Source organism: Burkholderia paludis, assembly GCF_000732615.1.
GTDB lineage: Bacteria > Pseudomonadota > Gammaproteobacteria > Burkholderiales > Burkholderiaceae > Burkholderia > Burkholderia paludis.
On sequence record NZ_JPGL01000053.1, the window covers coordinates 1 to 21,449 of the forward strand.

Below are 21,449 nucleotides of genomic sequence, written 5' to 3' on the forward strand. Positions count from 1 at the left end.
TCTCACGCCGGCAAGATGGCCTCAGTCTTTTTTTGCGAGCGCCTCCGCCACGATCTCGGCCTTGATCTTCTCCTCGACGTACATCTTGCGCAACCGAGCATTCTCGGCCTCCAACTCCTTCATCCGCGCGATCAGTGAGACGTCCATGCCACCGTACTTCGAGCGCCATTTGTAGAACGTCGCCGTGCTGATGCCCAGTTCCCGGCACAGGTCCGGCACCGACAGCCCCGATTCCACGCGCTTGAGCGCGTCCATGATCTGGCTGTCCGTGAATCTCGATTTCTTCATGCTGTAGAACTCCCTCAACGAGAAAATTCTACTTCTGATCACACCGGTCTTTTGGGGGGGATTACCGATGCACCGAAGCTCGACCAACCTTTCGAGCCGGTGGCAATGAAGAACGGATACCCGATCCAGGCAGTGAAGGACGGCGACAAGGCGGTGAGTTTCTTCAACGAAGGCAACGACCCGCCTGCTTCGGACCGAGATATGAACAAGGCCGCGGTGAACAAGCGCGGAGGAGACGCGATTGACCAATATGATGGGTCTGCACCGGCAGAAGGCAATGCAGCGAGTGAAGCCGGGCTTCGATACGAGATGCATGCGATCGTGCGTCAAACAGCTCGCCGCGACCAAGACGCAGACGGCCCGATGTTCGGTCCGAACGGCAGCGTGATCTCGGAAACACCAGGTTACAACGCAGCCGATGATCGCACGCGATATGCGAATAGTACGGTTACGGCCTACCTCAAGAGCACTGAGAAGAACAACCCGACGAACCATTCGATAACCATGACGAACCCGATGCATGCGGAAAAGGCGCTCGCGTATGATCTGGCAATCGGCGTGTGTCGATTGACGTCGCAAGACTGGGCCGATCTGCGCATTGAGGCCGATTGGCGATTCAGCGGAAGCGTTAGCCAAGGCAATTCAAGTAAGAAGTACTCAGAGTATTTCAGTAAAGGAACAATGTCGAATGCCCCGCTCGAGGCGTGGCTCAAGACCGATCCAGATGCTGCAATGCCGAAGCGCATCTCGGACGAGCGGGATCCGTCGTGGATGCTCGATGTGGCCAAGTTCGTATGAACGCGCTGCTTTCGACATGGCCACGCAGGATCGGCGCGATAGCGGCACTCCTGCTGATAGCCTTTGGTGTGGCAACGGTTTCGCTCTACTATTCGACTCGTGGTGCCAGCCAACCCTTGACCCGAGGAGAAGTAATGAAGCAAATCTTGGTGCTGCCGATCCTGATCATCGTAGCGATCGTGGCGCTCAGTGTCGCATTTACGAAGTCGCGTTCGCCCAAAACAACGACTCCTGAGGCGATTCCCACTGCTGCCGCAGCATCGACGCAAAACAAGCCGTTTCGTGCACAGGTAGTCGGTCTCGCGTGGCTAAACCCACTCCAGCGACGGGACTACCCGACTGAATGGCAGTTGCTGTGGACCTTGGGTCTCGTCAAGCCGAACGAGCAAGACGATATGGTTAAGGCCGAGCCTCAGAAATTCACCACGCTACAACCGATCGTTGGTATTGCCGACGGCAACAACGGGCGAGAAACGTTCAGCGGTTTTTACGAAAAATACGTCGATCAGCTCCTCGCCCTGTTCGGCGAAATCTATGTCATGAGCCCGGTGTATTTTTATACCGTCCATTCGAAGAACCCAAAGGAATGGCGCGAACTCGCTGGCACACATATCGAGTTCGCCATCCCTGAAAAGCGCCTTGATCCGGAAGAGACTCGTAAATATTTGGACAAGGAATTTGTCTCCACGTTCGAGATAGGAAACAAGTACTTTCCGGATCTGTGGAGCAAAGATACGCCACCTGACATACACATCACTGCCGGTGGTGCAAACGCAGGATTTACATCGCTTAACCGCGCTCTCGACTTCTTGCAGGCCCATCCGGACCAAAGCGTTTGGGTCATGAACTGGGACGCGCCGAGCTTCCCGCCCAAAGATGGGCAGATGAACGAGAACATGGTGCTGTTGGTGCTCACGGGGCCCGATTTCAAGACCGACCGCGAACCACTCGCGTGGCTTGGTCGCGCTGCTGTTGGGAACGTGAACGACTTCGAGAAGAAAGCGGGTACGACACGCGGAGTCGAGGCGTGGAAATCAACCATCGACCAAGCGGCCCAGAATGCCGGCGTGACGACTACAGACCTGCACTATGTCATTCATGACGCCGGCAAGGGCAGTGACGCCGCGTCCGCCCGTCTCAGCGCGCTGTCACAGACGTTGACGGAAGTTCTACCCGAGTACGATTACCAGAAGCAGACGTTCAACACGTCGGCGTTACTTGGCGAGATGGGCGCCGGCACCGCGCTGACCGACGTGGCACTAGCCATCGGTCGTGCGAATCATCTCGGCGGCAATACGTTAGTGGCCGGCACAACCGATGCCGATCACCCAACGGCAGTCGTCGTTGCGCCTCCGACAAAGCTTAATTCGGTTGATCCGAAAGCGCCGTGGTTCCGCGCACGTGGCGGCGGATCGGCCTTTCTACCTTGGTGGGGAAAACGCCATGACATCGACTACAGCCGCTACGAACAGGGCTATACATTTTAGAGGCGCAGCCGAAGGCGCTTGTCCGATTCGGTGTCGCGTAGATCGGCACCGCCGGCTATTTCGGCTCGCGGGGAAAGTATGAATTCGGGGGTGTACAAACAGTCTCGCCCTCACCGTTTCTTGGCGTGGGGTGCCGGGATGCTTGTCGCGGGATTCGGCCTCTTCTCGGTCTTTTGCATATCCCTGGCGATCGGTGTGTTCGATCAGCTTGGGATCACGATGGACGACGTTTCATTTATTGTCATCGTCGCAGTCCTGATGGCGGCGATCGGACTGATCCTTATCGTTGTGGGGCTCGTGAATGCATTCCGAGCGCGCAGATCTGTCAATCAGGCCGAAGTCCGTAGATGATCGTGACGTTGATAGTTCGACGGGATCGTAGGCAGAATCCGCGCCGAGCTTGAACCAGGAGTAGGAGCTTTTATGCGCGGCGTGATTCGGGTAGGAGACGTGCACAGTCACGGCGGCCGTGTCGAGTCTGGTGCACCGAACAGCGAGGTCATGGGGCGACCGGTCGCGAGAATCGGCGATCGCTGTACCTGCCCGATCCATGGAGAGTGTGTGATCGTTGAGGGCGATACGGCGTTCGACGTCGAGGGAAGCTTCGCATCGTTCGACGGTCACAAGACTTCGTGCGGTGCAGTGCTGATCACATCCCTCCCTACGTCCGGGCGAACGTAGGCTCACCACACAGGTGCCGACCGCCTGTTCCGACCACAACGACCCGGTGTTCGCGCTATTGGTCTCGCGCGGCCACTACGGGCGAAAGTCGCACCTCCAGAGATCAATATGAGCGTGTTTCCTGACTTCGCGCAGGAGATTGCAGACGCGGCGCGAGTGACATATCGAGCCCTTCTCGCGGCATACCCGAACGACCATTTTTACGCGTTTGCACTCTTCACTGACGGTGGTGCGATGACCGTCGTGCCGGCCGCAAATTCTGATGAAGGGCTGAAGCGGGTCCGCGAGCTGATGGAGGTCGGTGAAGATGAGGATGCGCCCGAGTTTACATGGGCGCCCGCCGAGTGGGCATATGAATCAGCCGAAGCAGATTCGTTCAATTCGCTTTGCAAGAGGCTGGCCGATACGGTACTGAGTCCGAAATTTCAAGAAGCCAAGTTCGGCGAGTTTTTCAAAGACCTTCAACACGACATGATCGAGGCACTCAGGCTGCTCGATCAGGAAGGGTTGTTCGGTACGGGGGCGGAGCGCGAGAAATTCACGCTGTTCGTCTCGATCAGTGATGACGACGGCGCCGTGCAACTGGAGAACGAATCCGCCAAGGTCCTGAATCCTCCTGCCGCATTCGATCGCTTTATCAAACGCTACGAATAGAGGCAGAAAGGCCGACACGAGATGTTGACGGGATTTTGCAAACGGCAAGGTGTGGTGCCGACGGTCATTTACTGATCAGCAGGATGCGTGAACTCGTCGGCTTCACAGAAGAAATCTCGTTGACCGGGTGCCGATGACGTCGGTCGGCGCGCAGCGCGTGGCCGCGCGTGCCCTGCCCGTTTCAGCATGCGCGCGATTGCCTGCAATTGCACCCAAAGATGGTCGGCATCCTCCACAGACAAAGTATCCGCTGCAGCTTCGAGTGCAGCCACAATCGCTTCGAATTGCTGCGGGGCGCCGGCAAGAACCGGCATGGCTCGCGCACGGGCCTGATCTTCTCGATAGAGAAACATCCAGCATGCGAGCGTTCTGCGCTCATCGCGAGATAGCTCGTCGAGCAACTCCGCTGGTAATGGCTCGTCGATACGAAACGACCCGACGTACTCCGCGGCCGCCAGGCCGCGATCGCGCGACTGCGCCGGCCCCTTTCGACGGTTCGATGCGCACCAACTTGACTAGGCGTCCCTGTTTGCGAATCAGCATGGTGTGATGTCTGGGTTGATCCGCTTTAGGAATTCTGGACCAATCTGAGAGCGAGTTTTGCGGCAAACTTGACCCTGAACCAGGAGGTGGTTTGCCATGAAACGGAAGCGCTTTTCGATCGAACAGATTGTGGCCGTACTGAAGCAAGCAGATCCGGCGAGAATAACGCAAGCTGTCATCAACACCGTCTGCTTCCATGGAAAATCCCCGACTGGGCGATTACCGAAGCTAGAGGGGCAGATAACTATTAAAGAATAGAACCGTTTGACGGGAAAGCAAGTCCGCCCCCTCCGCGATGTGTCAGGAGGGCGTGAAAGTTACAAAATTGCTTTTCTCGTACGGCGAAGGAACAATTTCTCCAAGAATTTTATAAAGAAAAATTATTCCCATAATAGGATAAAACGCCCGATCCATGCAAAAACGGCAGGAACCAAATTACTTAAACGGACGATATCCGTCTGTTCAAGTAATTTGGTTCCCGGCCACCTCACCGAAGTGCCGAACTGCACGATCGAGCAAGTAATCCGGCTCTATGCGTCGAACCGGATCGCACCGTTCTCGATGACAGCCTGGCTGCCGTATTGCCAAGTGATGTTTCGGTGTTCATGTCCGATCGGCAAGCCCGAATATATTGGCAGATCGAGGGCGCCCAGTACGTCGACCAGCATCTGCTCGAGCGTGAAATCTGCGCCGTCCGGAATCGGGCAACGCGTGAATTGCCCGAGCACGAACGCGCGAGCTCCGTCGAAAGCACCGCTCAGTCGCAGTTGCGTCAGGCTTCGGTCGAGCCGATAGCCGAATTCCGTCACGTCCTCGAGTAGCACAATCGCGTCGCGCGAGCGAAGCGGCCAGCGTGTACCCGCGATGCTCGCCAGCACCGTCAGGTTACCGCCACACAGATGCCCCTGCACCACCCCGGAGTCGCCGGACAGGTGCCGCAGGTTCTGTACGGCGCGTTCGTCGCCGCTAAGCACGGCGCGGATATCGGCGCGCGTCGCATCGTCGACCTTAGTCGCCAGACTGTGAAATGTCGGACCATGCAGCAAACGCACGCCGGGCCGATCTGCGAGTGCGCAGAACAGCGACGTTGCATCGGAAAAGCCGATGATCGTCTTTGGCGTCGCGATCTCGTCGGGTAAGTGCTCGAGCAGATGCGCGCACCCGAATCCCCCTCGTGCGAGCCACACGATCTCGATCGACGGATCCATCAGGGTACGCCGCAGGTCGTCTGCGCGCTCCTCGGCGGTACCGGCGAAATAACGGTATCGGCTGCCGAGATGCGCGCCCGCCCTGACTTCGAAGCCCCAGCTTTCAACTAGCGCGATGCCACACGCGATGCTTTCCGGATCGGGAACACCAGCAGGCGCGACCACGCCCACCGTCTTGCGTCGTGATTCCATTGAATGGCTACCTGGACGATGGAGAACTCGCTGAATATACCCGCACCGCCCGCTAACGACTCAGCCTTGCAACGCGGCGTCAAGCGCGCGGAAATCACGATCGCCGGAGTCGTAGAGCAAAATGAAGTCGTCACCCTCTGCGAAGCAAAAATGTCAATTCGCCGACCGTTTTCGAGCGAGGATGCGAAACCCTCGTGAATTCACAACCATCCCTGATCAGCCAACCAGCTGGATGCGATCATATTGCACCGCGCGCACGCGCTGCCATGCACTGCAAGACGCCAGGCGGCGCTGAACTCTTTTCCACTGGAGCCTGAACAATGTCGTCGATCGATACCCCGATGGATACCCGGATCGATACCGTTACGCGGCGGTCCATCGTCCGCGCGAGCGCCGATTCCGTCTGGAAGCGGGTCACCGATCCAGCCGGCATCAACGACGAGCTTTTTCCAATCCTGCGCATGACCGTGCCGGCATCCATCCGAGGCAAAGTCATCGAGGAGATCCCGCTCGGCGTACCGGTCTGCCGCAGCTGGTTCCTGCTGTTCGGGGCGCTGCCGATTGACTATGACGACATCACCATCGCGCGCTGCGAACCAGGCCGGCAGTTTCGCGAGGAATCGACGATGTTCAGCATGCGTTCGTGGACCCACGAGCGCGTATTGCGCGACGTGCCAGGAGGCTGCGAGGTCACCGATACGCTGACCTATCGGCTGCGTTTTCCGTTGCGCTTCAAGCGATGGCTGATTCGCGGTGTCCTCGGCTATTTGTTTGCGCACCGTCATCGCCGGCTTGCCGAATGGTGCGAGAGACAGCCGCAGCAACCTCAAGCCGTCCGCGAGCGATAGCGGGCGCAGCGTCCGAGTAACGTCGCCGGCATAGCGTGCAGAATGGAATGCGCCGTGATCTACGTGACGCAATGGCACCATGGAAAAGCCAGCCCGACACACCTACCCGCCCGATACTGGCCGCCACGCCCGGACGATTCATCGCCGGTTGCCTCCAGGGCTGACGCCCATCCGCTGCCGATACATCTCGATAAAAGCCGATGCATTTCGATAACCCAGCTGATATGCAACCGCCTTCACGGACACCCCTTCGTCGAGCAGCGTGACGGCCCTGACCAGCCGCAACCGCTGTCGCCACTCGTTGTACGACATGAACAGGCCGCTTCGCCAGCGCCGCGATAACGTGCGCTCGGTCGAGCCGATCTGGTCGGCCCACTGGGCAAGCGTACGCCGATCGCCGGGGTCGGCTTCGATCGCCCGGATGATCGGCAGCAGCAACGGATCGTCCGTCAACGGCAGATACGTCGAGTAGCGCTCCGCGGCAACCATCTGGTCGATGACAACCTCGACCATGCGTCGATCCGCCGGCGTACGGGGATGCCCGACGCCACGCTTCGTCAAATCGAACACGAGCGTCTTGATGACCTCGCTCAGCTCGAGCGTACAAGGATTCCCCGGCAGATCGACACACCGGTGACTTGCGAGGTGAACGACCACAAACTCGGTCTCCGATGTCGTGACCGACTCATGTTCGACCTCAGGCGGAATCCAGATCGCGTACGCGGGCAGCGACAGATAACGCGCCCCCGCAATGCTGAACTCTACGATTCCGGACACGGCAAACAGCAACCGCCCCCACGGCTGACGCTGCGCCGGCACCGACATCTCCGGCCCGAAACGCGCGCGACGCAGCCAGACCGGATCCGGAGCCTCGCCGAACAGATTGGTCACGGGAGTACCCGTCGCAATATCGATATTCATTGTCCGATTACCGGCATTTACACAGATAAAGACATCATCGATCATAACTGCGTGGCGTGGTTGACGTAAATCACCCGCCCTCTCCCACTCATCACGAGCATCCAACATGTCCAGAAAAATCATCGACTTGTCCGTCGCCCTCCAGGAAGACATAGCCTCGGATCCCGAAGCATTTCTCCCGCGTATCGACCGCGTCCTTCATCGGCAAGGCGCTCGCCAGCTGGCCGATTGCTTTCCTGGCCTGGAGCCGGCGGCGCTCCGCGACGAGGAAGGCTGGGCCGTCGAGTTCGTGCAGATGAGCACGCATGCCGGAACGCACATGGACGCGCCGTTCCACTATCGATCGCATCAGGACGACGGCACCCCTGCGTTGACCATCGATCAGATCCCGCTCGACTGGTGCTTCGGACCTGGCGTGAAACTGGATTTCAGGCACTTTCCGGACGGATATGTCGTCACGCCGGCCGACATCGACGCCGAACTTGCCCGTATCGGCCACACACTCAAGGCCGGTGACATCGTTCTCGTGAACACCGCGGCCGGCGCACGCTACGGCCACGACGATTTCATCGACAAAGGGTGCGGGATGGGACGGGACGCGACCTTGCATCTGACCCGCCAAGGCGTGCGCATCGTCGGAACCGATGCCTGGAGTTGGGACGCCCCGTTCCGCTACACGAAGCAACGATTCGACGAGACCCGCGATCCATCCATCATCTGGGAAGGACACTTCGCCGGCAGCACCGTGCCGTACTGCCAGATCGAGAAGCTTGCCAATCTCGAACAACTCCCGGCCCACGGCTTCGATGTGATCTCCCTCCCGGTCAAGGTGGCCCGGGGATCCGCCGGATGGGCGCGCCCCGTCGCCGTCATCGACGCCTGAACGTCACGCCTCGAACTGGCTTCCCGCCTCTTGATTTTTAAACAGGACTCCATAATGTCACGCATCGAAATACCCTCCATTGACACACTTTCCGTCGAACAGAAGGCTCAGTACGAACGCTTTCCCGCCAACCTCACCCTGGCACTGCTGCGCACGACCAGTTTGACGTCGGGCTATCTGACGCTCGGCGGCGCTTTCCCGCGCGGTGCGATCCTCGACAAGGATCGGGAGATGGTGATCCTGCGCGTGGGCGCATTGAGTTCCAGCCGCTACGAAAAGATGCAGCACGTTCCGCTTGCGCTCAAGGCGGGATGGACCGAATCCGAGATCGAAGACATCGAGCACGGTCGCATGTCGGACCCGCGTTCACAGATCATTCTGCGGTTTGTCGACGAATGCGTCAGGGACATCAAGGTCACGTCACAAACTTTCCAGGCAATCCGCGGCTATTTCACCGAAACCCAGGTCGCGGAACTCACCTTGTTGGTCGGCCACTACATGATGACGGCCCGGTTCCTCGAAACACTTGAAGTACCGCTGGACGAAGCGGCAACATCCTGGGACAACATGTAATCCGGCGAGGCTCCACATGACCCATATCCAGACCGCCAGAGCGCCCAATCCATTGAAGGGCTGGCAAGTCGGTCCCGATGCAGTCAAGACGATCGGGCATGATCTGCAACGCCCCGAATGCATTCTTGCCGAGCGCGACGGCACATTATGGGCAGCGGATGCCCGAGGCGGCGTCATGCGTATCGATGCCGACGGTGGGCAGACGCTCGTCACGTCGCGCGTCGACAGTCAGTTCGACCTGCAGGCCAACGCAATCGGCAGCCTCGTGTCCGGGACCTTGCCGAACGGTCTCGCGTTTGCGGACAACGGCGACATCCTGATCGCCAATTTCGGTACCGATCGACTCGAACGAATGACGCGTCGAGGCGAAACGAGCGTGCTCGCCGACAGCATCGACGGCAAACCACTTGGCAAGGTCAACTTCGTGCTCCGCGATTCGAGGAATCGTATCTGGCTGACCGTCTCGACGCGCGTCAATCCGTGGACAGATGCCGTCTGTCACGACCTGGCCGACGGCTATATCGCCGTGCTCGACCAGCATGGCTTGCGGGTCGTCGCGGACGGCCTGCACTTCGCCAACGAAATCCGCTTTGACGCACGCGAAGAGTGGCTGTATGTGGCGGAAACCACTGCCAAGCGGGTTACGCGATTCCGCGTACAGTCCGACGGAGCGCTGACCGAACGACAGGTATATGGTCCGCGCGATCTGGGTCCGGGCCTGATCGACGGCATCACCTTCGATAGCTACGGCAACCTGTGGGCGACGATGATTTTCGCCGACCGACTGATCGCCATCACGCCGGAGGGTGACGCGCTCACGCTGTTCGCCGATGGCGATGAGCAGGCTCAGGCCCGGTTCGAAGCCGAATTTGCGAGCGGCAAGGCCGTCACCGACGAGACGCTCTTCGCGACGGGCGGCACCCTCTGCACATGGATGGCGAGCGTCACGTTTGGCGGTCCGGATCTGACGACCGTGTTTCTCGGTGGATTGCGCGCCAGCGCGATTCCTTGCTTTGACGCACCTGTCCGCGGTTTGCCGCCAGTGCACTGGTAAGTGAAGCGGACGCGCCTCATGTGTCGTCACGGTGATCCGGGTGTTCGCTCCGATCATCGCGCGGATTTTCATGGGCAGCGTCGCCGCTCGCGGCTGCACCGAACCCTCGTTTCAACCGGCGGGCAACGGCGACGCATGCCCTCCCCGCTGCATTGACGCTTTGCGCCGGCAGTCCGCAAACAGGTTGCCGATATCGGTTGCCCTCGCAACCACCCTGCTTCACTGCACGTTCGCCCGGGATGCAATATATTTCCCCCGTGATCGCGACATGTCCCGGCAACCGGGCCAGGAAATTCATCGTTGCCGGAATGCATCGTGTTCATTTTCATTGACCGGCGCCTGAAGCCATCAGGGGCATCCGTATCAGCAACCCATGTTCTCGACCAGATTCCGCATCCTCATCGCGGCCAGCGCAATTTTCGCGGCCCATGCATCAGCACAATCCACCGCGTCCGCGCCGGTTCCCGAACAACTGCCGTATGACATCCCCTACGGCCCGCCCATCACATTGACGCAGGCCCGCACCATCATCGCGGCAGCCGAAACGGAGGCGCGACGCCGACACTGGCAATACGCGATTGCTGTTGTCGACAGCGGCGGGAACCTGGTGTCGTGCGACAAAATGGACGACACCCAACTCGCGTCGCTTGAAATCGCGGAGGCCAAGGCGCGCGCGTCGGCTCGATTCCGCCGACAGACGCGGGATATGCAAAACGCCATCAACCACGGCGCGACCGGTAACCTGAGTATCCCGGGGATCCTCGCGGGCGAAGGCGGCATCCCGATCGTGATCGACGGGCGCCTGATAGGCGCGATCGGCGCCAGCGGTGGCGCGGGCGTGCAGGATAGCGTCATCGCTGCCGCAGGCGCCGCTGCAATCAGGTAAGTCGCGCCCGGCCATGGCTACTGTCGCAAACCCGAACCATTACCGATGCTCGCGTTGCCGACGCCCAGTTCATGCCATCGAAACAACAGTCGAATTCTGACGTTTTAATTACGATTTTCTTTCCATTTCGTTTTAAGCCGGTCTCGGTAAGCCGATAACGCGTCGAAAATACGCGATTCGACCGATATCGATACACTTCCCCCTGCAATGAACAATTTGAACGAGTTACTGGACGCCCGAATGGAACCGGTTCCATAATCTCGCATCGGCCGATACCGGGCAGGAACGGATAAAAACTGCTGCATGCGGCACGTGCAATACTTTGAGCCATCGGTGATGGTCGTTTGCCGGTGCGCTCGAACAGGTAACGCGGCGCCGCGAGGGAACGCATTCGGGTCGTTTCAGCCCGGTGCCGCGCTCAACGCAGACCATTCGGAAGAAAGAAAACAGGCGAGCAAGCGCTCGCGAAAAAGACGAAAACGACATGCCCCCAAACGATCATGAAAAGCGCGCCATTGCGCGCGGCGGCGTTACGCGGAGAACGGCGCTGAAAGTGATGGCGGCAGCACTGACGCAAGTCGGGCTGTTTACCGCCGCTCCCGGATCCGCATTCGAGCAGCAGCCGTCGCTCGACGGCAAGAGCTTCCTCGCGCTGTCGCAAGCACTGACAGGCCACGCGAACCTCGATCCGACGACGGCCTCGCGCCTCGTCGACGCATTCCACCGTACCGACCCGGGCTTCGCCGCGCGTGCGGCCGCGCTGGCGCAACGCGTGCGCGCCGGCCAGACACCCGCGCAACTGCTGGCCGATGCCGACGCCGCGGGCCTGCACGACACGGCGCTCGCGATTGTCGCGGCGTGGTACACGGGCACCGTCGGTCATGGCCAGAAGGCCGTGATGGTCACCTATGCCGATGCGCTGATGTACGACACGGTCCACGACGGAATGAGCGCGCCGACCTACTGTTCGAACGGCCCGCTGTGGTGGACCGCCGAACCGCCGCCGGCCGATGTCGCGCCACCCCGCAAAACGGTTGCGCCAGCAACTACCTCGCACCCGCAACAGCACGCGTGAACCTCATGAGAACTCCTGTTTTTGAATCGAACGGCGACGTATCGGCCGATGTCGTGATCGTGGGCTCCGGGGTGGTGGGCGGCCTGATCGCCGACCAACTGGTCAGCCAGGGCCATTCGGTGCTGATCATCGAATCGGGCCTGCGCATCGAACGTGGGCAGGCGGTCGAGAACTGGCGCAACATGCCCTTCGACAATCGCGTGGGCTCCGACTTCCAGGGGCTCTACCCGCAGGCGCCGAATGCCCCTGCCCCGCTGTATTTTCCGAAGAACAACTACGTCGGCCTGAGCGGCCGGGACGGCCAGAGTTTCCAGCAGGGCTACCTGCGCACGGTCGGCGGCACGACGTGGCACTGGGCCGCCTCGAGCTGGCGGCACCTGCCGGTCGATTTCCGGATGAAATCGATGTACGGCGTCGGCCGCGACTGGCCGATCTCCTATGACGATCTCGAGCCGTACTACTGCCGCGCGGAAGACGAGATGGGCGTCGCCGGACCCAGCGACCCGGCGATGCAGTCGCCGTCGCAACGCAGCCGCCCGTATCCGATGGACATGGTGCCGTGGGGCCACGGCGACCGGCGCTTCGCCGAAATCGTCAACGCGCATGGCTACCGGTCGATCCCGATTCCGCAGGCGCGCAGCACGCGGCCGTGGCAAGGCCGCCCGGTCTGCTGCGGCAACAACAACTGCCAGCCGATCTGCCCGATCGGCGCGATGTACAACGGCATCCACCACATCGAGCGCGCGGAGCGCAAGGGTGCGAAGGTGCTCGCGGAATCGGTCGTCTACAAGATCGACACCGACGCGAACAACCGCGTGACGGCCGTGCACTGGTACGACGCGTCGCACCAGTCGCACAAGGCGAGCGGTCGGATGTTCGTGCTCGCGTGCAACGGCATCGAGACGCCGCGCCTGCTGCTGCTCGCCGCGAACGAGCGCAATCCGCACGGCATCGCGAACGGCTCGGACCAGGTCGGCCGCAACATGATGGATCACTCGGGTTTCCACTGCACGTTCCTCGCGAACGAGCCGATGTGGCTCGGCCGCGGCCCCGCGCAGAGCAGTTGCATCGTCGGCCCGCGCGACGGCGATTTCCGCGGGCAGTACTCGGCGAACAAGATGATCCTGAACAACATCTCGCGCGTCGGGCCCGCCACCCAGCAGGCCCTGAAGCTCGGTCTGGTCGGCAATGCGCTCGACGAGGAAATCCGGCGCCGCGCGATCTACGGCGTCGACCTGTCGATCAGCCTCGAGCCGCTGCCGGATCCGGACAACCGGCTGACGCTCAGCAAGACGCGCTTCGATCCGCACGGCCTCGCCTGCCCGGACATCCACTACGACGTCGGTGACTACGTGCGGCGCGGCTACGACGCGGCCTGCAAGCAGCTCACGCACATCGGCAGCCTGTTCGACGCGGTCGAATTCAACATCACGACGACGCTGAACGCGAACAATCACATCATGGGCGGCACCATCATGGGCTCGGATCCGAAGAACTCGGTCGTCGACGGCGACTGCCGCGCGCACGACCATGCGAACCTGTGGCTGCCGGGCGGCGGCGCAATGCCGTCGGCGTCGGTCGTCAACACGACGCTGTCGATGGCGGCCCTTGGCCTGAAAGCCGCGGATTCGATTTCCGCGAGCCTGGCAAAGGGTTGACGCGATGACACACACGATTCAGCAAGACCGTCGCGCACGGCGCGGCGCCGGGTATCGCGCGGCCATTGCAGCGGGCCTTCTCGCGCTCGTCGGCGGCGCCTCCGCGTACGCGCAGGATGCGGCTGCCGGCGCGGCCCCGACATCGGCCGACGCAGCGGTGATCGAAAAGGGGCATCAGCTCGCGATCGCGGCGGACTGCATGGCTTGCCACACGGCGCTCGACGGCGGCAAGCCGTTCGCGGGCGGGTACGGCATCGCGTCGCCGATGGGGCAGATCTATTCGAGCAACATCACGCCTTCGAAAACGGCCGGCATCGGCAACTACACCGAGATGCAGTTTGCGCGGGCGCTGCGCGAAGGCGTGCGCGCGGACGGCGCGCACCTGTATCCCGCCATGCCGTATACGTCCTACAGCGGCCTCGGCGACGACGACGTGCACGCGCTTTACCGCTATTTCATGCAGGCCGTGAAGCCGGTCGACGAACCCGCGCCCGCGACGAACCTGCCGTTCCCGTTCGGCATGCGCAGCGCGATGGCGGGCTGGAACATGCTGTTCCTGTCGAACCGGCGTTTTGAAGCCGATCCGGCCCACGACGCACAGTGGAATCGCGGCGCGTACCTGACCAACGTGCTCGCGCACTGCAGTGCGTGCCACACGCCGCGCAACGCGCTGATGGCCGAAGACTTCGGCCGCAACCTGGGCGGTGCCCAGCTCGGTGCGTGGTATGCGCCGAACATCACGTCGGATCCGGTGAGCGGCATCGGCGCATGGACCGACGACGAGCTGGTGGCATACCTGAAGACCGGCCGCGCCCCCGGCAAGAACCAGGCGGCCGGCCCGATGGCGGAAGCCGTGCAGAACAGCCTGCAGTATCTGTCGGACGCGGACCTGAAATCGATCGTCACGTATCTGCGCAGCACGAAGCCGATCCGCGACGAGCAAGAGACCGCGCCGGCGTTCACGCACGGGCGCGCGGTCAGCAGCGAAGCGACGCTGCGCGGCGCGTCCGCGCTGAACGCGAACGGTACGCTGACGAGCGGCGCGGCGCTGTTCAGCGGGTACTGCGCGAGCTGTCACCAGGTCAACGGCAAGGGTAGCCCGAGCCAGGCGTATCCGTCGCTGTCGAACAATACCGCCACGGGCTCGCGCAATCCGTCGAACCTGATTGCGGCGATCCTGTACGGCGTCGATCGCGAAGCGGGCGGCCAGCACGTGCTGATGCCGTCCTTCGGCGAAGGCTCCTACGTCCAGCCGCTGAAGGACGATCAGATTGCCGCGATCGCGAACTATGTGCTCGCGCAATACGGCAATGCCGACGTTACCGTGACGCCCGACGATGTAGCCGTCGCACGCAACGGCGGCCCGGTTCCGCTGCTCGTGCGGGCACGGCCGCTGATGCTGGCAGCGCCGGTGGTGGTCGTGCTGCTGGTTGTCTTCGCCATCATGGTCCGGCGGCGACGAGCGCGTCGTACGGCACGTGCGGGCCTGACGTCCGGCAGGGCCGGATGATCGACGGGGCGGGCATACTGATCCGGGGCGCTTCTTGCAGCCCCTTGGCAAGCGGGTTCTCTTTTGTCCTGGAGGCAGGGAGAACCCGATGAAGACCGGAGCACTTGTGCCGACGACGTTCGCCCGCCCGATTCGAATATCGACGCGATACCTGCTGCCTGATTCGCCGCGACATTGCGCCTCGCGTCACCTGCGGTGATTGCCGGTTGGAGCAGACTGGCTAACGCAGATGAGGAAAGCGTGGCTTCACGACGGCGCCAGGCAGCATGTCGTAGGGGTGCCGCCATCCCGGTTGCCGCGCAATTCGGGCGCGCCATGCGGCGATGTTCGGGTGAGTCTCGTCCAGGTTGTAACCCGTCTCCTCGACGGGGAAGTACAGATAGCCGATCAGCGAAAAGTCCGCAATGCCGAGTCGGTCACCCACCATGAACGCATGACGATCAAGATGACGCTCCACCACATCGAACGCCGCGTCGATGCGCCCGCGGAGGAATGACAAAACCTCGGGATGCGGGGCTGTTTCGTCGAACGAACGCAGCCAGCGATACGTCACGAAATAGCTGGTGAACTTGTGATTGTCGAAGAGTATCCACCGCCAGATTTCGCGTTGTTCGTCGGCGGTTCGGCCACCGAATTGCCCCAGGCATTCGGCGAGGTACGTCAGGATCACGCCGGACTGCGCGAGGGTTTTGCCGCGATGTTCGAGGACGGGCACTTCCCCCATCTCGTTGACCGAGTCTCGCCATGCCCGGGTGAGCGTCACGCCACTGAAAAAATCGACGAACACGGGCTGCCAGTCGGCCCCGGCACAGGACAGCATGAGGGCGATCTTGTAGGCGTTTCCGGACTGGGCAAAGCAATGCAGTTTGAATTCGGACATGGTCATGGGCGACTATCGTCGTTCGGGAGACGATACCGATTCTGGCCACGCGATCCGGATCCCGAAAGTGGGAGAATCGGTCAATTCCGTCAGGATGATGCCAATGATGAAATCCGACGCACCGTTGGTGATTGCACTGGCCTACGACGATCTGTGCCCGTTCGAGTTCGCCTGCGCAGTGGAAGTCTTTGGATTGCCCCGCCCCGAGCTGGGTGCGAACTGGTACCGCTTCGCCGTGGCGGCGGTCGGGCCCGGCGTCATTCGCGGCATTGGCGGCGTGCGTATCGATGCCGACGGCGGGCTGGAATTGCTGGATCATGCGGCGACGATCATCGTGCCCGGCTGGCCTGGTCCGGACAGGCCGGTTCCCGATTCCCTGGTTCGGGCCCTGCGCGCGGCACATGCCCGAGGATGCCGCCTGGCGTCGATTTGCGCCGGCGCATTCGTGCTGGCGGCAACCGGCCTGCTTTCGGGGCGTCGCGCAACGACCCATTGGCATCACGTCGATGATCTGGCGCGACGGCATCCGGACGTGACTGTGGTACCCGACGTTCTGTACGTGGACGAGGGTGCGCTGCTGACGTCGGCAGGCAGTGCCGCCGGGCTCGATCTGTGTCTGCATCTGGTACGCCGGGATTTCGGCGCGCAAATGGCGAATCGGGTCGCGCAACGGCTCGTTCTGCCCGCGCACCGCTCCGGCAATCAGGTTCAGCGCGTCGCCCGACCCATTCCCGCCCGCTCCGGAATAGCGCTCGGCGCGTTACTCGACCATGTGCGCGCCGATTTATCGCGTCGCTGGACCGTAACCCGCCTCGCATCGGACGCCGGTGTCAGTGTGCGCAGTCTTCACCGTCACTTTCGGGAAACGACCGGTCTCGCGCCAGGAGAGTGGCTGATTGCCGAGCGGGTTTCGCGAGCGCTCGAACTCCTGGAGGAAACCACGTTGTCGGTCGAAGACGTTTCGATCGAGGTCGGCTTTGGCAGCGCATCGACGCTACGCGCACATTTCCGCAAAACACTCGGTGTGCTGCCGTCGGTCCGTCGAAAAAACACGTCGAATCAACCGGACTGAGCCGGCGGTCTCCGAAAGACGACAATATCCGACCCGGTCGTGCCGTCACGGATTCGCGAAACGACACGCCGTCGTGCGAGGCGGCGCACCAGTCGCATCTCGTCCAAGCCATGCCCGCTCGAGACTGCGCTTGCCCCCACATTGCCCGCCCCGCCCTTCCGCTTGCGCCGGACACCGCCGACAACCAGAGCCCGACAATGAGCCGGCGTCGATTCGACTCCGTCCAGGCCGGAGTCGTCAGAATCCGTCAGCCGTTTGCGCGAGACCTCCGGTAAAGACACCGCTCTATGAGTGAAGCTTCCTGGAAAGTCTCTGGCCGTCCCTCAAGAAGCCATGTCGCTCGTAGAAACGGTGGGCAGCCGGTCGGTGGTCGCCGCTCGTCACCTCCAGCTTTACACATCCGACCTGCCTGAACCAGTGTTCTGCCGCGGCGATCAGTGCGCTACCCACTCCGTTTCCGCGGTATCGCTCGTCGACGACCATGCTGGTTATGCGCCCGAGATTGCCCGGCGCGTGGAAGAGAGGAAGTGCGTGGAGGCTGATGCTCCCGACGACCTCATCTCGCGCGGATGCCACGATGATTTTGTCGGTCGGGCTCGGGAGCAGCGCTTCAATCTTCTCGAGGACCAGCGCCGGCGTTGTCTGGTAACCGAGTTGCTGCAGCAAGCACGCGATTGCGGCGTGATCCGACGCTCGCGGTTCGCGGATGAGGATGTCCAATGGCGTCATCAGGTACAGCGCTCCAGGATCAAATATCTTCGTAGTCCATGATAGTTGCCGCCATCGGCAGCCCCCTTGGCAGGGAGATCAAACAGCAAAGCGGATCGATGCCGAGAGAGGTTCGTCAGTCTGCAACGACGGCGAAATGGCAGCCGGGTGCACTTACAAACGTCCAATGCGCAGCCACTGGATGGCCGGATGATCGCCGGCGACGACTTCCGGGGCGACTGCATGGACAAGCCGCATCCCGCGCGCCGAGTTTGCGAACCATACGACAGCATCCCGGGTCGCTCGATTGGCAAGGACGAACGCCCGGAATCCGGGGCTATTGCCCCAATGAAAGAAACAGCCCTGAGCGGGTTCGAGCCCCCAGCCCAGCCCCCAGGCAACACGAAGATCGGGCGGGTTGTCGCCTTGCAAGTCTTCCGCATCGTCACCTTGGCGCGTGTGGACGCGCGGCAAAAACCACTGATCGTAGCTCGAGCCCGACAGTCCCCGGCCTGCGAGCACATTCCGTACGAACGCGAGATAGTCGGAAGCCGTTGTCAGAAGGGACCACGAGGCCTGCGCCGTGCTTACCCGGCACTTTGGCACGGGCTCGCCCTCCCACTCATGCCCCTGCGCATGATTTTCCGAAAAGCGCTCCTGCCATTCCAGGCTCGAACGACTCATCCCCCAGGGCTCGAACACGCGCTCACGCGCGAGTGCCTCGAGCGAGCGTCCGGTCGCCGTTTCCATCGCCCGTTGCAGCCATGCGAACGCGCTGCTGCCGTAGCTGAATCGCTCGCCCGGGTTGAAATATGTCCGCAGCGGAGCCTTGTCGCGCACGATATTGGGGAGGCCGCTCGTATGGGTGAGGACGTGGAACGCGCTTATCTGCCGCGATCCTGGATCGCCCGGCACATACTCTCCGCAAATGTCGAAGAGTGATTGCCGGAGGTCCAGAAGCCCTTCCTCCGCTAGCTGAAGCGCGACAAAGGAGACAACCGGTTTGGTGAGGGACGCTGCTTCAAAAACCGTTTGAGCATCGACCGGGGCGCGGTCATGCTCGCCCCGGATCCCGAAGTGGTATTCGGTGTCTTCCGTTCCTCCGCGAAGCGTGGCGAGTGACACGCCAGGAATGGGGCCGGTTGCCGTCACTGTCGCGAGAAATTTGCCCAGATCGGTCATCTGATTACCCTTCGGGTAATTGCCGGGACGGAAATTGTACCGACCGCGCCTCTGCCCGGGGAGTCGGGGAGTCGCGGGCTGGCGTCCGAGGCGATGTCAGCAACACGCATCGGTAATCCCCTCGACGCACGCCAAGCCAACAGTCGAAGATTGCAAGGCCGTTGTCGGCCGATTGAATGAATAAGCGCCGTTATGCCTTCGCGATTATCCAGCGCCCGGATTTTACGATATCGATTCAAACAACATCGATCATTTCCAAAAACCGAACAACCCCCTTCCCCATAAACATTTTCATAACCACTCCAAACTCTTCCTTGCGGAAACATAGTCCATCTGCTTTATTTACTCATACTCAATCAGGATAAAACGCTATCGGGGTATCACGGCTATTTTGCCATTCATGCCTGGCGAATCGGCACCGATTCGCCACGGCATCCCGCGCACACTAAAAACGCAGCCCCCTTTACCAGAGGGCATGCCACGCCAGTTGCGGGTGTCCTCACCACTCATGGAGGCGATCGAACGACCGCAGGCCTGCCTATACCTGTCGATTAACGCTTTCAAAACGCCAACCATTATCTGAATAAAACGAATCCGCTTGAATTCGAGTTCCGACCACCCTTTTCATCACCTGTTCGCATTCAAACCCTGCCGGCCAAACCGCAACGTCACCCAAGAAGGACATTGGACACATCATGAATAACGCACCCGGAATCAGAGTTCGTCCGTCGATCGAATCGTTGCAGGTCGAATATCGGAAAGGCAACAAGAAGCCGCTGGAAGACGTGATGCGCGCGTGGAAAGGCATCAAGGAATTGCCGCCCGACGATCCGAACTCGTTTTTCATGATCGGCGGCTTCCACGGCGAGCCGTTCCGCGGCGCCGGCTGGGGCTCGGCGTCTTACTGGGGCGGTTATTGCAACCACGGAAACGTGCTGTTTCCCACCTGGCACCGTGCCTATCTGCTGCGGCTGGAACAGGCGCTGCAGAGCATCCCCGGTTGCGAGCACGTGATGCTGCCGTACTGGGACGAAACCAGCGAAGAGTCGCTGACGAAGGGCATTCCGTGGGCACTGACCGACCCGGATTTCGAGCTCGACGGCGTAAAGATTCCGAATCCGCTGACCTCCTTCACGTTCAACAGGGCGATCAAGGACCACATCAACGGCGACGATCCGAACTACAGCAAGCCGCTGCCTTACGTCACGGTTCGCTACCCGCTATCGGGGCTCGTGGGTACTCCCGAGGACCAGGCCGCCACCAAAGCGCACAACGACAAGTTCCCCAACGCCAACGAGAACGTCATGTTGCTGAACCGGAACATCGTGGACTGGCTCACGTCCTACATCGTCGTGAAGGGCAAGGTGGTGCCGACCAACGTGAAGAGCTTGTTCGAGCGGTGCCTGGACGCGCCCAACTACACGCTGTTTTCCAACACGTCGTCCGCGGCCCAGTGGAACGACAATGTTCCGGAAGGCACGATTCCCGTCGTCTCGCTCGAGGAGCCGCACAACAACATTCACCTTGCGGTCGGCGGGTTCGACATACCGTCCTACGACCGCTCGCCGATTCCGGGCGCCAACGGCGACATGGGCGAAAACGACACGGCGGGCCTCGACCCGATCTTCTATTTCCACCACTGCTTCATCGATCGCGTGTTCTGGCTGTGGCAGAAGCGCCATGGCTTCACGCAGCACCTCGACGTCATCGCCGAGTATCCGGGCACCAACTCCGTCGACGGGCAGGGGCCGACGCCGGGCACGGTGCCCAACTCCTGGCTCACGCTCGAATCGCCGCTCGATCCGTTCAAGAAGAGCGAGAACGGCAAGGAGCGCGCCTATACGTCGCTCGACTGCATCAACATCGAGGAACAGCTCGGTTACACGTACGGCCCCGGTTCGCTGGAAAACCTGCCGAAGCTTTCGCTGGCGGCGATGACCGTGCCGGCGGGCAACAGCAGCAAGGTCGTGCGCGTCTCCGGGCTGAATCGTGCGCCGATTGCCGGGTCGTTCCTGGTTTCCGCGTACGTCAACATCGACGGCAAGCGGCAACTGCTCGGCACGCACGCCGTGCTGAGCCGCTGGAGCGTGCAGTCCTGCGCGAACTGCCAGACGCACCTCGAAGTGAGGGCGTTCTTTCCGCTGAACCAGTTCACGGAAAGTGCGGTGGAGGGTGCCCAGTACGAGGTCGAGGTCCATACGCGTGACGGCGTGCGCCATCAGACGCAACCCGCGTCGTCGCCCGTTACGCAAGCCGTCGCCGGCGCGGCCGCGCAAGCCGCACCGAAACTGTTCCGGCTCGAGGTCCGGTAACGACGATGCGGGACGAACCGGCGCCGTCGCCCGGCG

The 21,449-nt window shown here is 61.4% G+C and carries 22 protein-coding genes and 1 pseudogene; 16 read left to right on the forward strand and 7 right to left on the reverse strand.

The genetic code is table 11. The features are described 5' to 3' along the window. A pseudogene (locus tag GQ56_RS0127525) lies at positions 1-288 on the reverse strand (transposase); the annotation flags it as partial. 105 nt (positions 289-393) lie between these two features. Here GQ56_RS0127525 and GQ56_RS0127530 point away from each other — a divergent pair. The 5 genes from GQ56_RS0127530 (at position 394) to GQ56_RS0127545 (ending at position 3,908) form a co-directional block, all read left to right on the forward strand. After that, positions 394-1,086 carry a hypothetical protein gene (locus tag GQ56_RS0127530; RefSeq protein WP_031401717.1) on the forward strand — a complete coding sequence of 231 codons (693 nt, stop codon included), beginning with the start codon at positions 394-396 and terminating at the stop codon, positions 1,084-1,086. Then, complete coding sequence (locus GQ56_RS0127535; RefSeq protein WP_031401718.1) at positions 1,083-2,573, forward strand: hypothetical protein; 1,491 nt, start codon at positions 1,083-1,085, stop codon at positions 2,571-2,573. Before GQ56_RS0127530 ends, GQ56_RS0127535 begins: the two co-directional genes overlap by 4 nt. A gap of 138 nt (positions 2,574-2,711) precedes the next feature. Next, entirely contained in the window at positions 2,712-2,924 is a 213-nt protein-coding gene (locus tag GQ56_RS0127540) for a hypothetical protein (RefSeq protein WP_031401719.1), read from the forward strand. Between the two features lie 72 nt (positions 2,925-2,996). Continuing rightward, a complete protein-coding gene (locus GQ56_RS42020) occupies positions 2,997-3,254 on the forward strand; it encodes a PAAR domain-containing protein (RefSeq protein WP_075123041.1) in 258 nt (85 codons plus the stop codon). A gap of 108 nt (positions 3,255-3,362) precedes the next feature. Next, entirely contained in the window at positions 3,363-3,908 is a 546-nt protein-coding gene (locus GQ56_RS0127545; RefSeq protein ID WP_031401720.1) for a DUF4303 domain-containing protein, read from the forward strand. 68 nt (positions 3,909-3,976) lie between these two features. Here GQ56_RS0127545 and GQ56_RS42025 read toward each other — a convergent pair whose 3' ends face one another. Both GQ56_RS42025 and GQ56_RS0127550 read right to left on the reverse strand, forming a co-directional pair. Beyond that, the gene (locus tag GQ56_RS42025; RefSeq protein ID WP_075123043.1) at positions 3,977-4,261 is read right to left on the reverse strand and encodes a hypothetical protein; all 285 of its coding nucleotides are present in this window, start codon (positions 4,259-4,261) and stop codon (positions 3,977-3,979) included. A gap of 720 nt (positions 4,262-4,981) precedes the next feature. Next, entirely contained in the window at positions 4,982-5,851 is an 870-nt protein-coding gene (locus GQ56_RS0127550) for a S66 peptidase family protein (RefSeq protein WP_031401721.1), read from the reverse strand. A 3-nt stretch (positions 5,852-5,854) separates the two neighbouring features. Here GQ56_RS0127550 and GQ56_RS44810 point away from each other — a divergent pair, with 3 nt between their 5' ends. Both GQ56_RS44810 and GQ56_RS0127555 read left to right on the forward strand, forming a co-directional pair. Continuing rightward, positions 5,855-6,049 (forward strand): hypothetical protein, encoded by a 195-nt coding sequence (locus GQ56_RS44810; RefSeq protein WP_152601880.1) that lies wholly within the window; start codon positions 5,855-5,857, stop codon positions 6,047-6,049. 122 nt (positions 6,050-6,171) lie between these two features. After that, positions 6,172-6,699, forward strand: coding sequence for an SRPBCC family protein (locus GQ56_RS0127555; RefSeq protein WP_052007353.1), 528 nt, complete (start codon positions 6,172-6,174; stop codon positions 6,697-6,699). Between the two features lie 138 nt (positions 6,700-6,837). Here GQ56_RS0127555 and GQ56_RS0127560 read toward each other — a convergent pair whose 3' ends face one another. Then, on the reverse strand, positions 6,838-7,743 hold the full coding sequence (locus GQ56_RS0127560) for an AraC family transcriptional regulator (protein ID WP_161788589.1): 906 nt from the start codon (positions 7,741-7,743) through the stop codon (positions 6,838-6,840). Here GQ56_RS0127560 and GQ56_RS0127565 point away from each other — a divergent pair. The 7 genes from GQ56_RS0127565 (at position 7,727) to GQ56_RS0127595 (ending at position 15,259) form a co-directional block, all read left to right on the forward strand. Then, positions 7,727-8,503: a cyclase family protein gene (locus tag GQ56_RS0127565; RefSeq protein WP_031401724.1), complete on the forward strand. Its 777-nt coding sequence runs from the start codon at positions 7,727-7,729 to the stop codon at positions 8,501-8,503. The two genes, GQ56_RS0127560 and GQ56_RS0127565, sit on opposite strands and share 17 nt — an antisense overlap. Positions 8,504-8,557: 54 nt before the next feature. Then, on the forward strand, positions 8,558-9,076 hold the full coding sequence (locus GQ56_RS0127570; protein WP_031401725.1) for a carboxymuconolactone decarboxylase family protein: 519 nt from the start codon (positions 8,558-8,560) through the stop codon (positions 9,074-9,076). A 16-nt stretch (positions 9,077-9,092) separates the two neighbouring features. Continuing rightward, complete coding sequence (locus GQ56_RS0127575) at positions 9,093-10,130, forward strand: SMP-30/gluconolactonase/LRE family protein (RefSeq protein ID WP_031401726.1); 1,038 nt, start codon at positions 9,093-9,095, stop codon at positions 10,128-10,130. A gap of 373 nt (positions 10,131-10,503) precedes the next feature. Then, a complete protein-coding gene (locus GQ56_RS0127580; RefSeq protein ID WP_031401727.1) occupies positions 10,504-11,016 on the forward strand; it encodes a GlcG/HbpS family heme-binding protein in 513 nt (170 codons plus the stop codon). A 484-nt stretch (positions 11,017-11,500) separates the two neighbouring features. Next, complete coding sequence (locus tag GQ56_RS39610; RefSeq protein ID WP_052007354.1) at positions 11,501-12,091, forward strand: sugar dehydrogenase complex small subunit; 591 nt, start codon at positions 11,501-11,503, stop codon at positions 12,089-12,091. Positions 12,092-12,096: 5 nt separating this feature from the next. Beyond that, positions 12,097-13,749 carry a GMC family oxidoreductase gene (locus GQ56_RS0127590; RefSeq protein ID WP_031401729.1) on the forward strand — a complete coding sequence of 551 codons (1,653 nt, stop codon included), beginning with the start codon at positions 12,097-12,099 and terminating at the stop codon, positions 13,747-13,749. A gap of 4 nt (positions 13,750-13,753) precedes the next feature. After that, complete coding sequence (locus tag GQ56_RS0127595; protein WP_031401730.1) at positions 13,754-15,259, forward strand: cytochrome c; 1,506 nt, start codon at positions 13,754-13,756, stop codon at positions 15,257-15,259. Between the two features lie 220 nt (positions 15,260-15,479). Here GQ56_RS0127595 and GQ56_RS0127600 read toward each other — a convergent pair whose 3' ends face one another. Then, positions 15,480-16,145 carry a glutathione S-transferase family protein gene (locus GQ56_RS0127600; protein ID WP_321029206.1) on the reverse strand — a complete coding sequence of 222 codons (666 nt, stop codon included), beginning with the start codon at positions 16,143-16,145 and terminating at the stop codon, positions 15,480-15,482. Positions 16,146-16,233: 88 nt separating this feature from the next. On the opposite strand from GQ56_RS0127600, the gene ftrA reads away from it, so the two are divergent. Then, the gene (gene ftrA, locus GQ56_RS0127605) at positions 16,234-17,211 is read left to right on the forward strand and encodes a transcriptional regulator FtrA (protein ID WP_407638610.1); all 978 of its coding nucleotides are present in this window, start codon (positions 16,234-16,236) and stop codon (positions 17,209-17,211) included. A gap of 285 nt (positions 17,212-17,496) precedes the next feature. Here the strand turns inward: ftrA and GQ56_RS0127610 are convergent, their stop codons facing one another. Both GQ56_RS0127610 and GQ56_RS0127615 read right to left on the reverse strand, forming a co-directional pair. Beyond that, positions 17,497-17,940: a GNAT family N-acetyltransferase gene (locus GQ56_RS0127610; protein WP_031401733.1), complete on the reverse strand. Its 444-nt coding sequence runs from the start codon at positions 17,938-17,940 to the stop codon at positions 17,497-17,499. A 153-nt stretch (positions 17,941-18,093) separates the two neighbouring features. Then, positions 18,094-19,101, reverse strand: a complete 1,008-nt coding sequence (locus GQ56_RS0127615) for a serine hydrolase domain-containing protein (RefSeq protein ID WP_031401734.1) — start codon at positions 19,099-19,101, stop codon at positions 18,094-18,096. A 695-nt stretch (positions 19,102-19,796) separates the two neighbouring features. Here GQ56_RS0127615 and GQ56_RS0127620 point away from each other — a divergent pair. Beyond that, the gene (locus GQ56_RS0127620; RefSeq protein ID WP_031401735.1) at positions 19,797-21,413 is read left to right on the forward strand and encodes a tyrosinase family protein; all 1,617 of its coding nucleotides are present in this window, start codon (positions 19,797-19,799) and stop codon (positions 21,411-21,413) included. The last annotated feature ends 36 nt before the right edge of the window (positions 21,414-21,449 follow it).

Excerpts from the sequence above, each read along its gene's own strand:
- GQ56_RS0127575 (WP_031401726.1), top strand. The coding sequence starts at position 9,093 with ATGACCCATATCCAGACCGCCAGAGCGCCCAATCCATTGAAGGGCTGG.
- GQ56_RS0127535 (WP_031401718.1), top strand. The coding sequence starts at position 1,083 with ATGAACGCGCTGCTTTCGACATGGCCACGCAGGATCGGCGCGATAGCG.
- GQ56_RS44810 (WP_152601880.1), top strand. The coding sequence starts at position 5,855 with ATGGCTACCTGGACGATGGAGAACTCGCTGAATATACCCGCACCGCCC.
- GQ56_RS0127580 (WP_031401727.1), top strand. The coding sequence starts at position 10,504 with ATGTTCTCGACCAGATTCCGCATCCTCATCGCGGCCAGCGCAATTTTC.
- ftrA (WP_407638610.1), top strand. The coding sequence starts at position 16,234 with ATGATGCCAATGATGAAATCCGACGCACCGTTGGTGATTGCACTGGCC.
- GQ56_RS39610 (WP_052007354.1), top strand. The coding sequence starts at position 11,501 with ATGCCCCCAAACGATCATGAAAAGCGCGCCATTGCGCGCGGCGGCGTT.
- GQ56_RS0127620 (WP_031401735.1), top strand. The coding sequence starts at position 19,797 with ATGAATAACGCACCCGGAATCAGAGTTCGTCCGTCGATCGAATCGTTG.
- GQ56_RS0127555 (WP_052007353.1), top strand. The coding sequence starts at position 6,172 with ATGTCGTCGATCGATACCCCGATGGATACCCGGATCGATACCGTTACG.
- GQ56_RS42025 (WP_075123043.1), bottom strand. The coding sequence starts at position 4,261 with ATGTTTCTCTATCGAGAAGATCAGGCCCGTGCGCGAGCCATGCCGGTT.
- GQ56_RS0127570 (WP_031401725.1), top strand. The coding sequence starts at position 8,558 with ATGTCACGCATCGAAATACCCTCCATTGACACACTTTCCGTCGAACAG.
- GQ56_RS0127530 (WP_031401717.1), top strand. The coding sequence starts at position 394 with ATGAAGAACGGATACCCGATCCAGGCAGTGAAGGACGGCGACAAGGCG.
- GQ56_RS0127550 (WP_031401721.1), bottom strand. The coding sequence starts at position 5,851 with ATGGAATCACGACGCAAGACGGTGGGCGTGGTCGCGCCTGCTGGTGTT.
- GQ56_RS0127595 (WP_031401730.1), top strand. The coding sequence starts at position 13,754 with ATGACACACACGATTCAGCAAGACCGTCGCGCACGGCGCGGCGCCGGG.
- GQ56_RS0127590 (WP_031401729.1), top strand. The coding sequence starts at position 12,097 with ATGAGAACTCCTGTTTTTGAATCGAACGGCGACGTATCGGCCGATGTC.
- GQ56_RS0127600 (WP_321029206.1), bottom strand. The coding sequence starts at position 16,145 with ATGACCATGTCCGAATTCAAACTGCATTGCTTTGCCCAGTCCGGAAAC.
- GQ56_RS0127565 (WP_031401724.1), top strand. The coding sequence starts at position 7,727 with ATGTCCAGAAAAATCATCGACTTGTCCGTCGCCCTCCAGGAAGACATA.
- GQ56_RS0127545 (WP_031401720.1), top strand. The coding sequence starts at position 3,363 with ATGAGCGTGTTTCCTGACTTCGCGCAGGAGATTGCAGACGCGGCGCGA.
- GQ56_RS0127615 (WP_031401734.1), bottom strand. The coding sequence starts at position 19,101 with ATGACCGATCTGGGCAAATTTCTCGCGACAGTGACGGCAACCGGCCCC.
- GQ56_RS42020 (WP_075123041.1), top strand. The coding sequence starts at position 2,997 with ATGCGCGGCGTGATTCGGGTAGGAGACGTGCACAGTCACGGCGGCCGT.
- GQ56_RS0127540 (WP_031401719.1), top strand. The coding sequence starts at position 2,712 with ATGCTTGTCGCGGGATTCGGCCTCTTCTCGGTCTTTTGCATATCCCTG.
- GQ56_RS0127610 (WP_031401733.1), bottom strand. The coding sequence starts at position 17,940 with ATGACGCCATTGGACATCCTCATCCGCGAACCGCGAGCGTCGGATCAC.
- GQ56_RS0127560 (WP_161788589.1), bottom strand. The coding sequence starts at position 7,743 with ATGATTTTTCTGGACATGTTGGATGCTCGTGATGAGTGGGAGAGGGCG.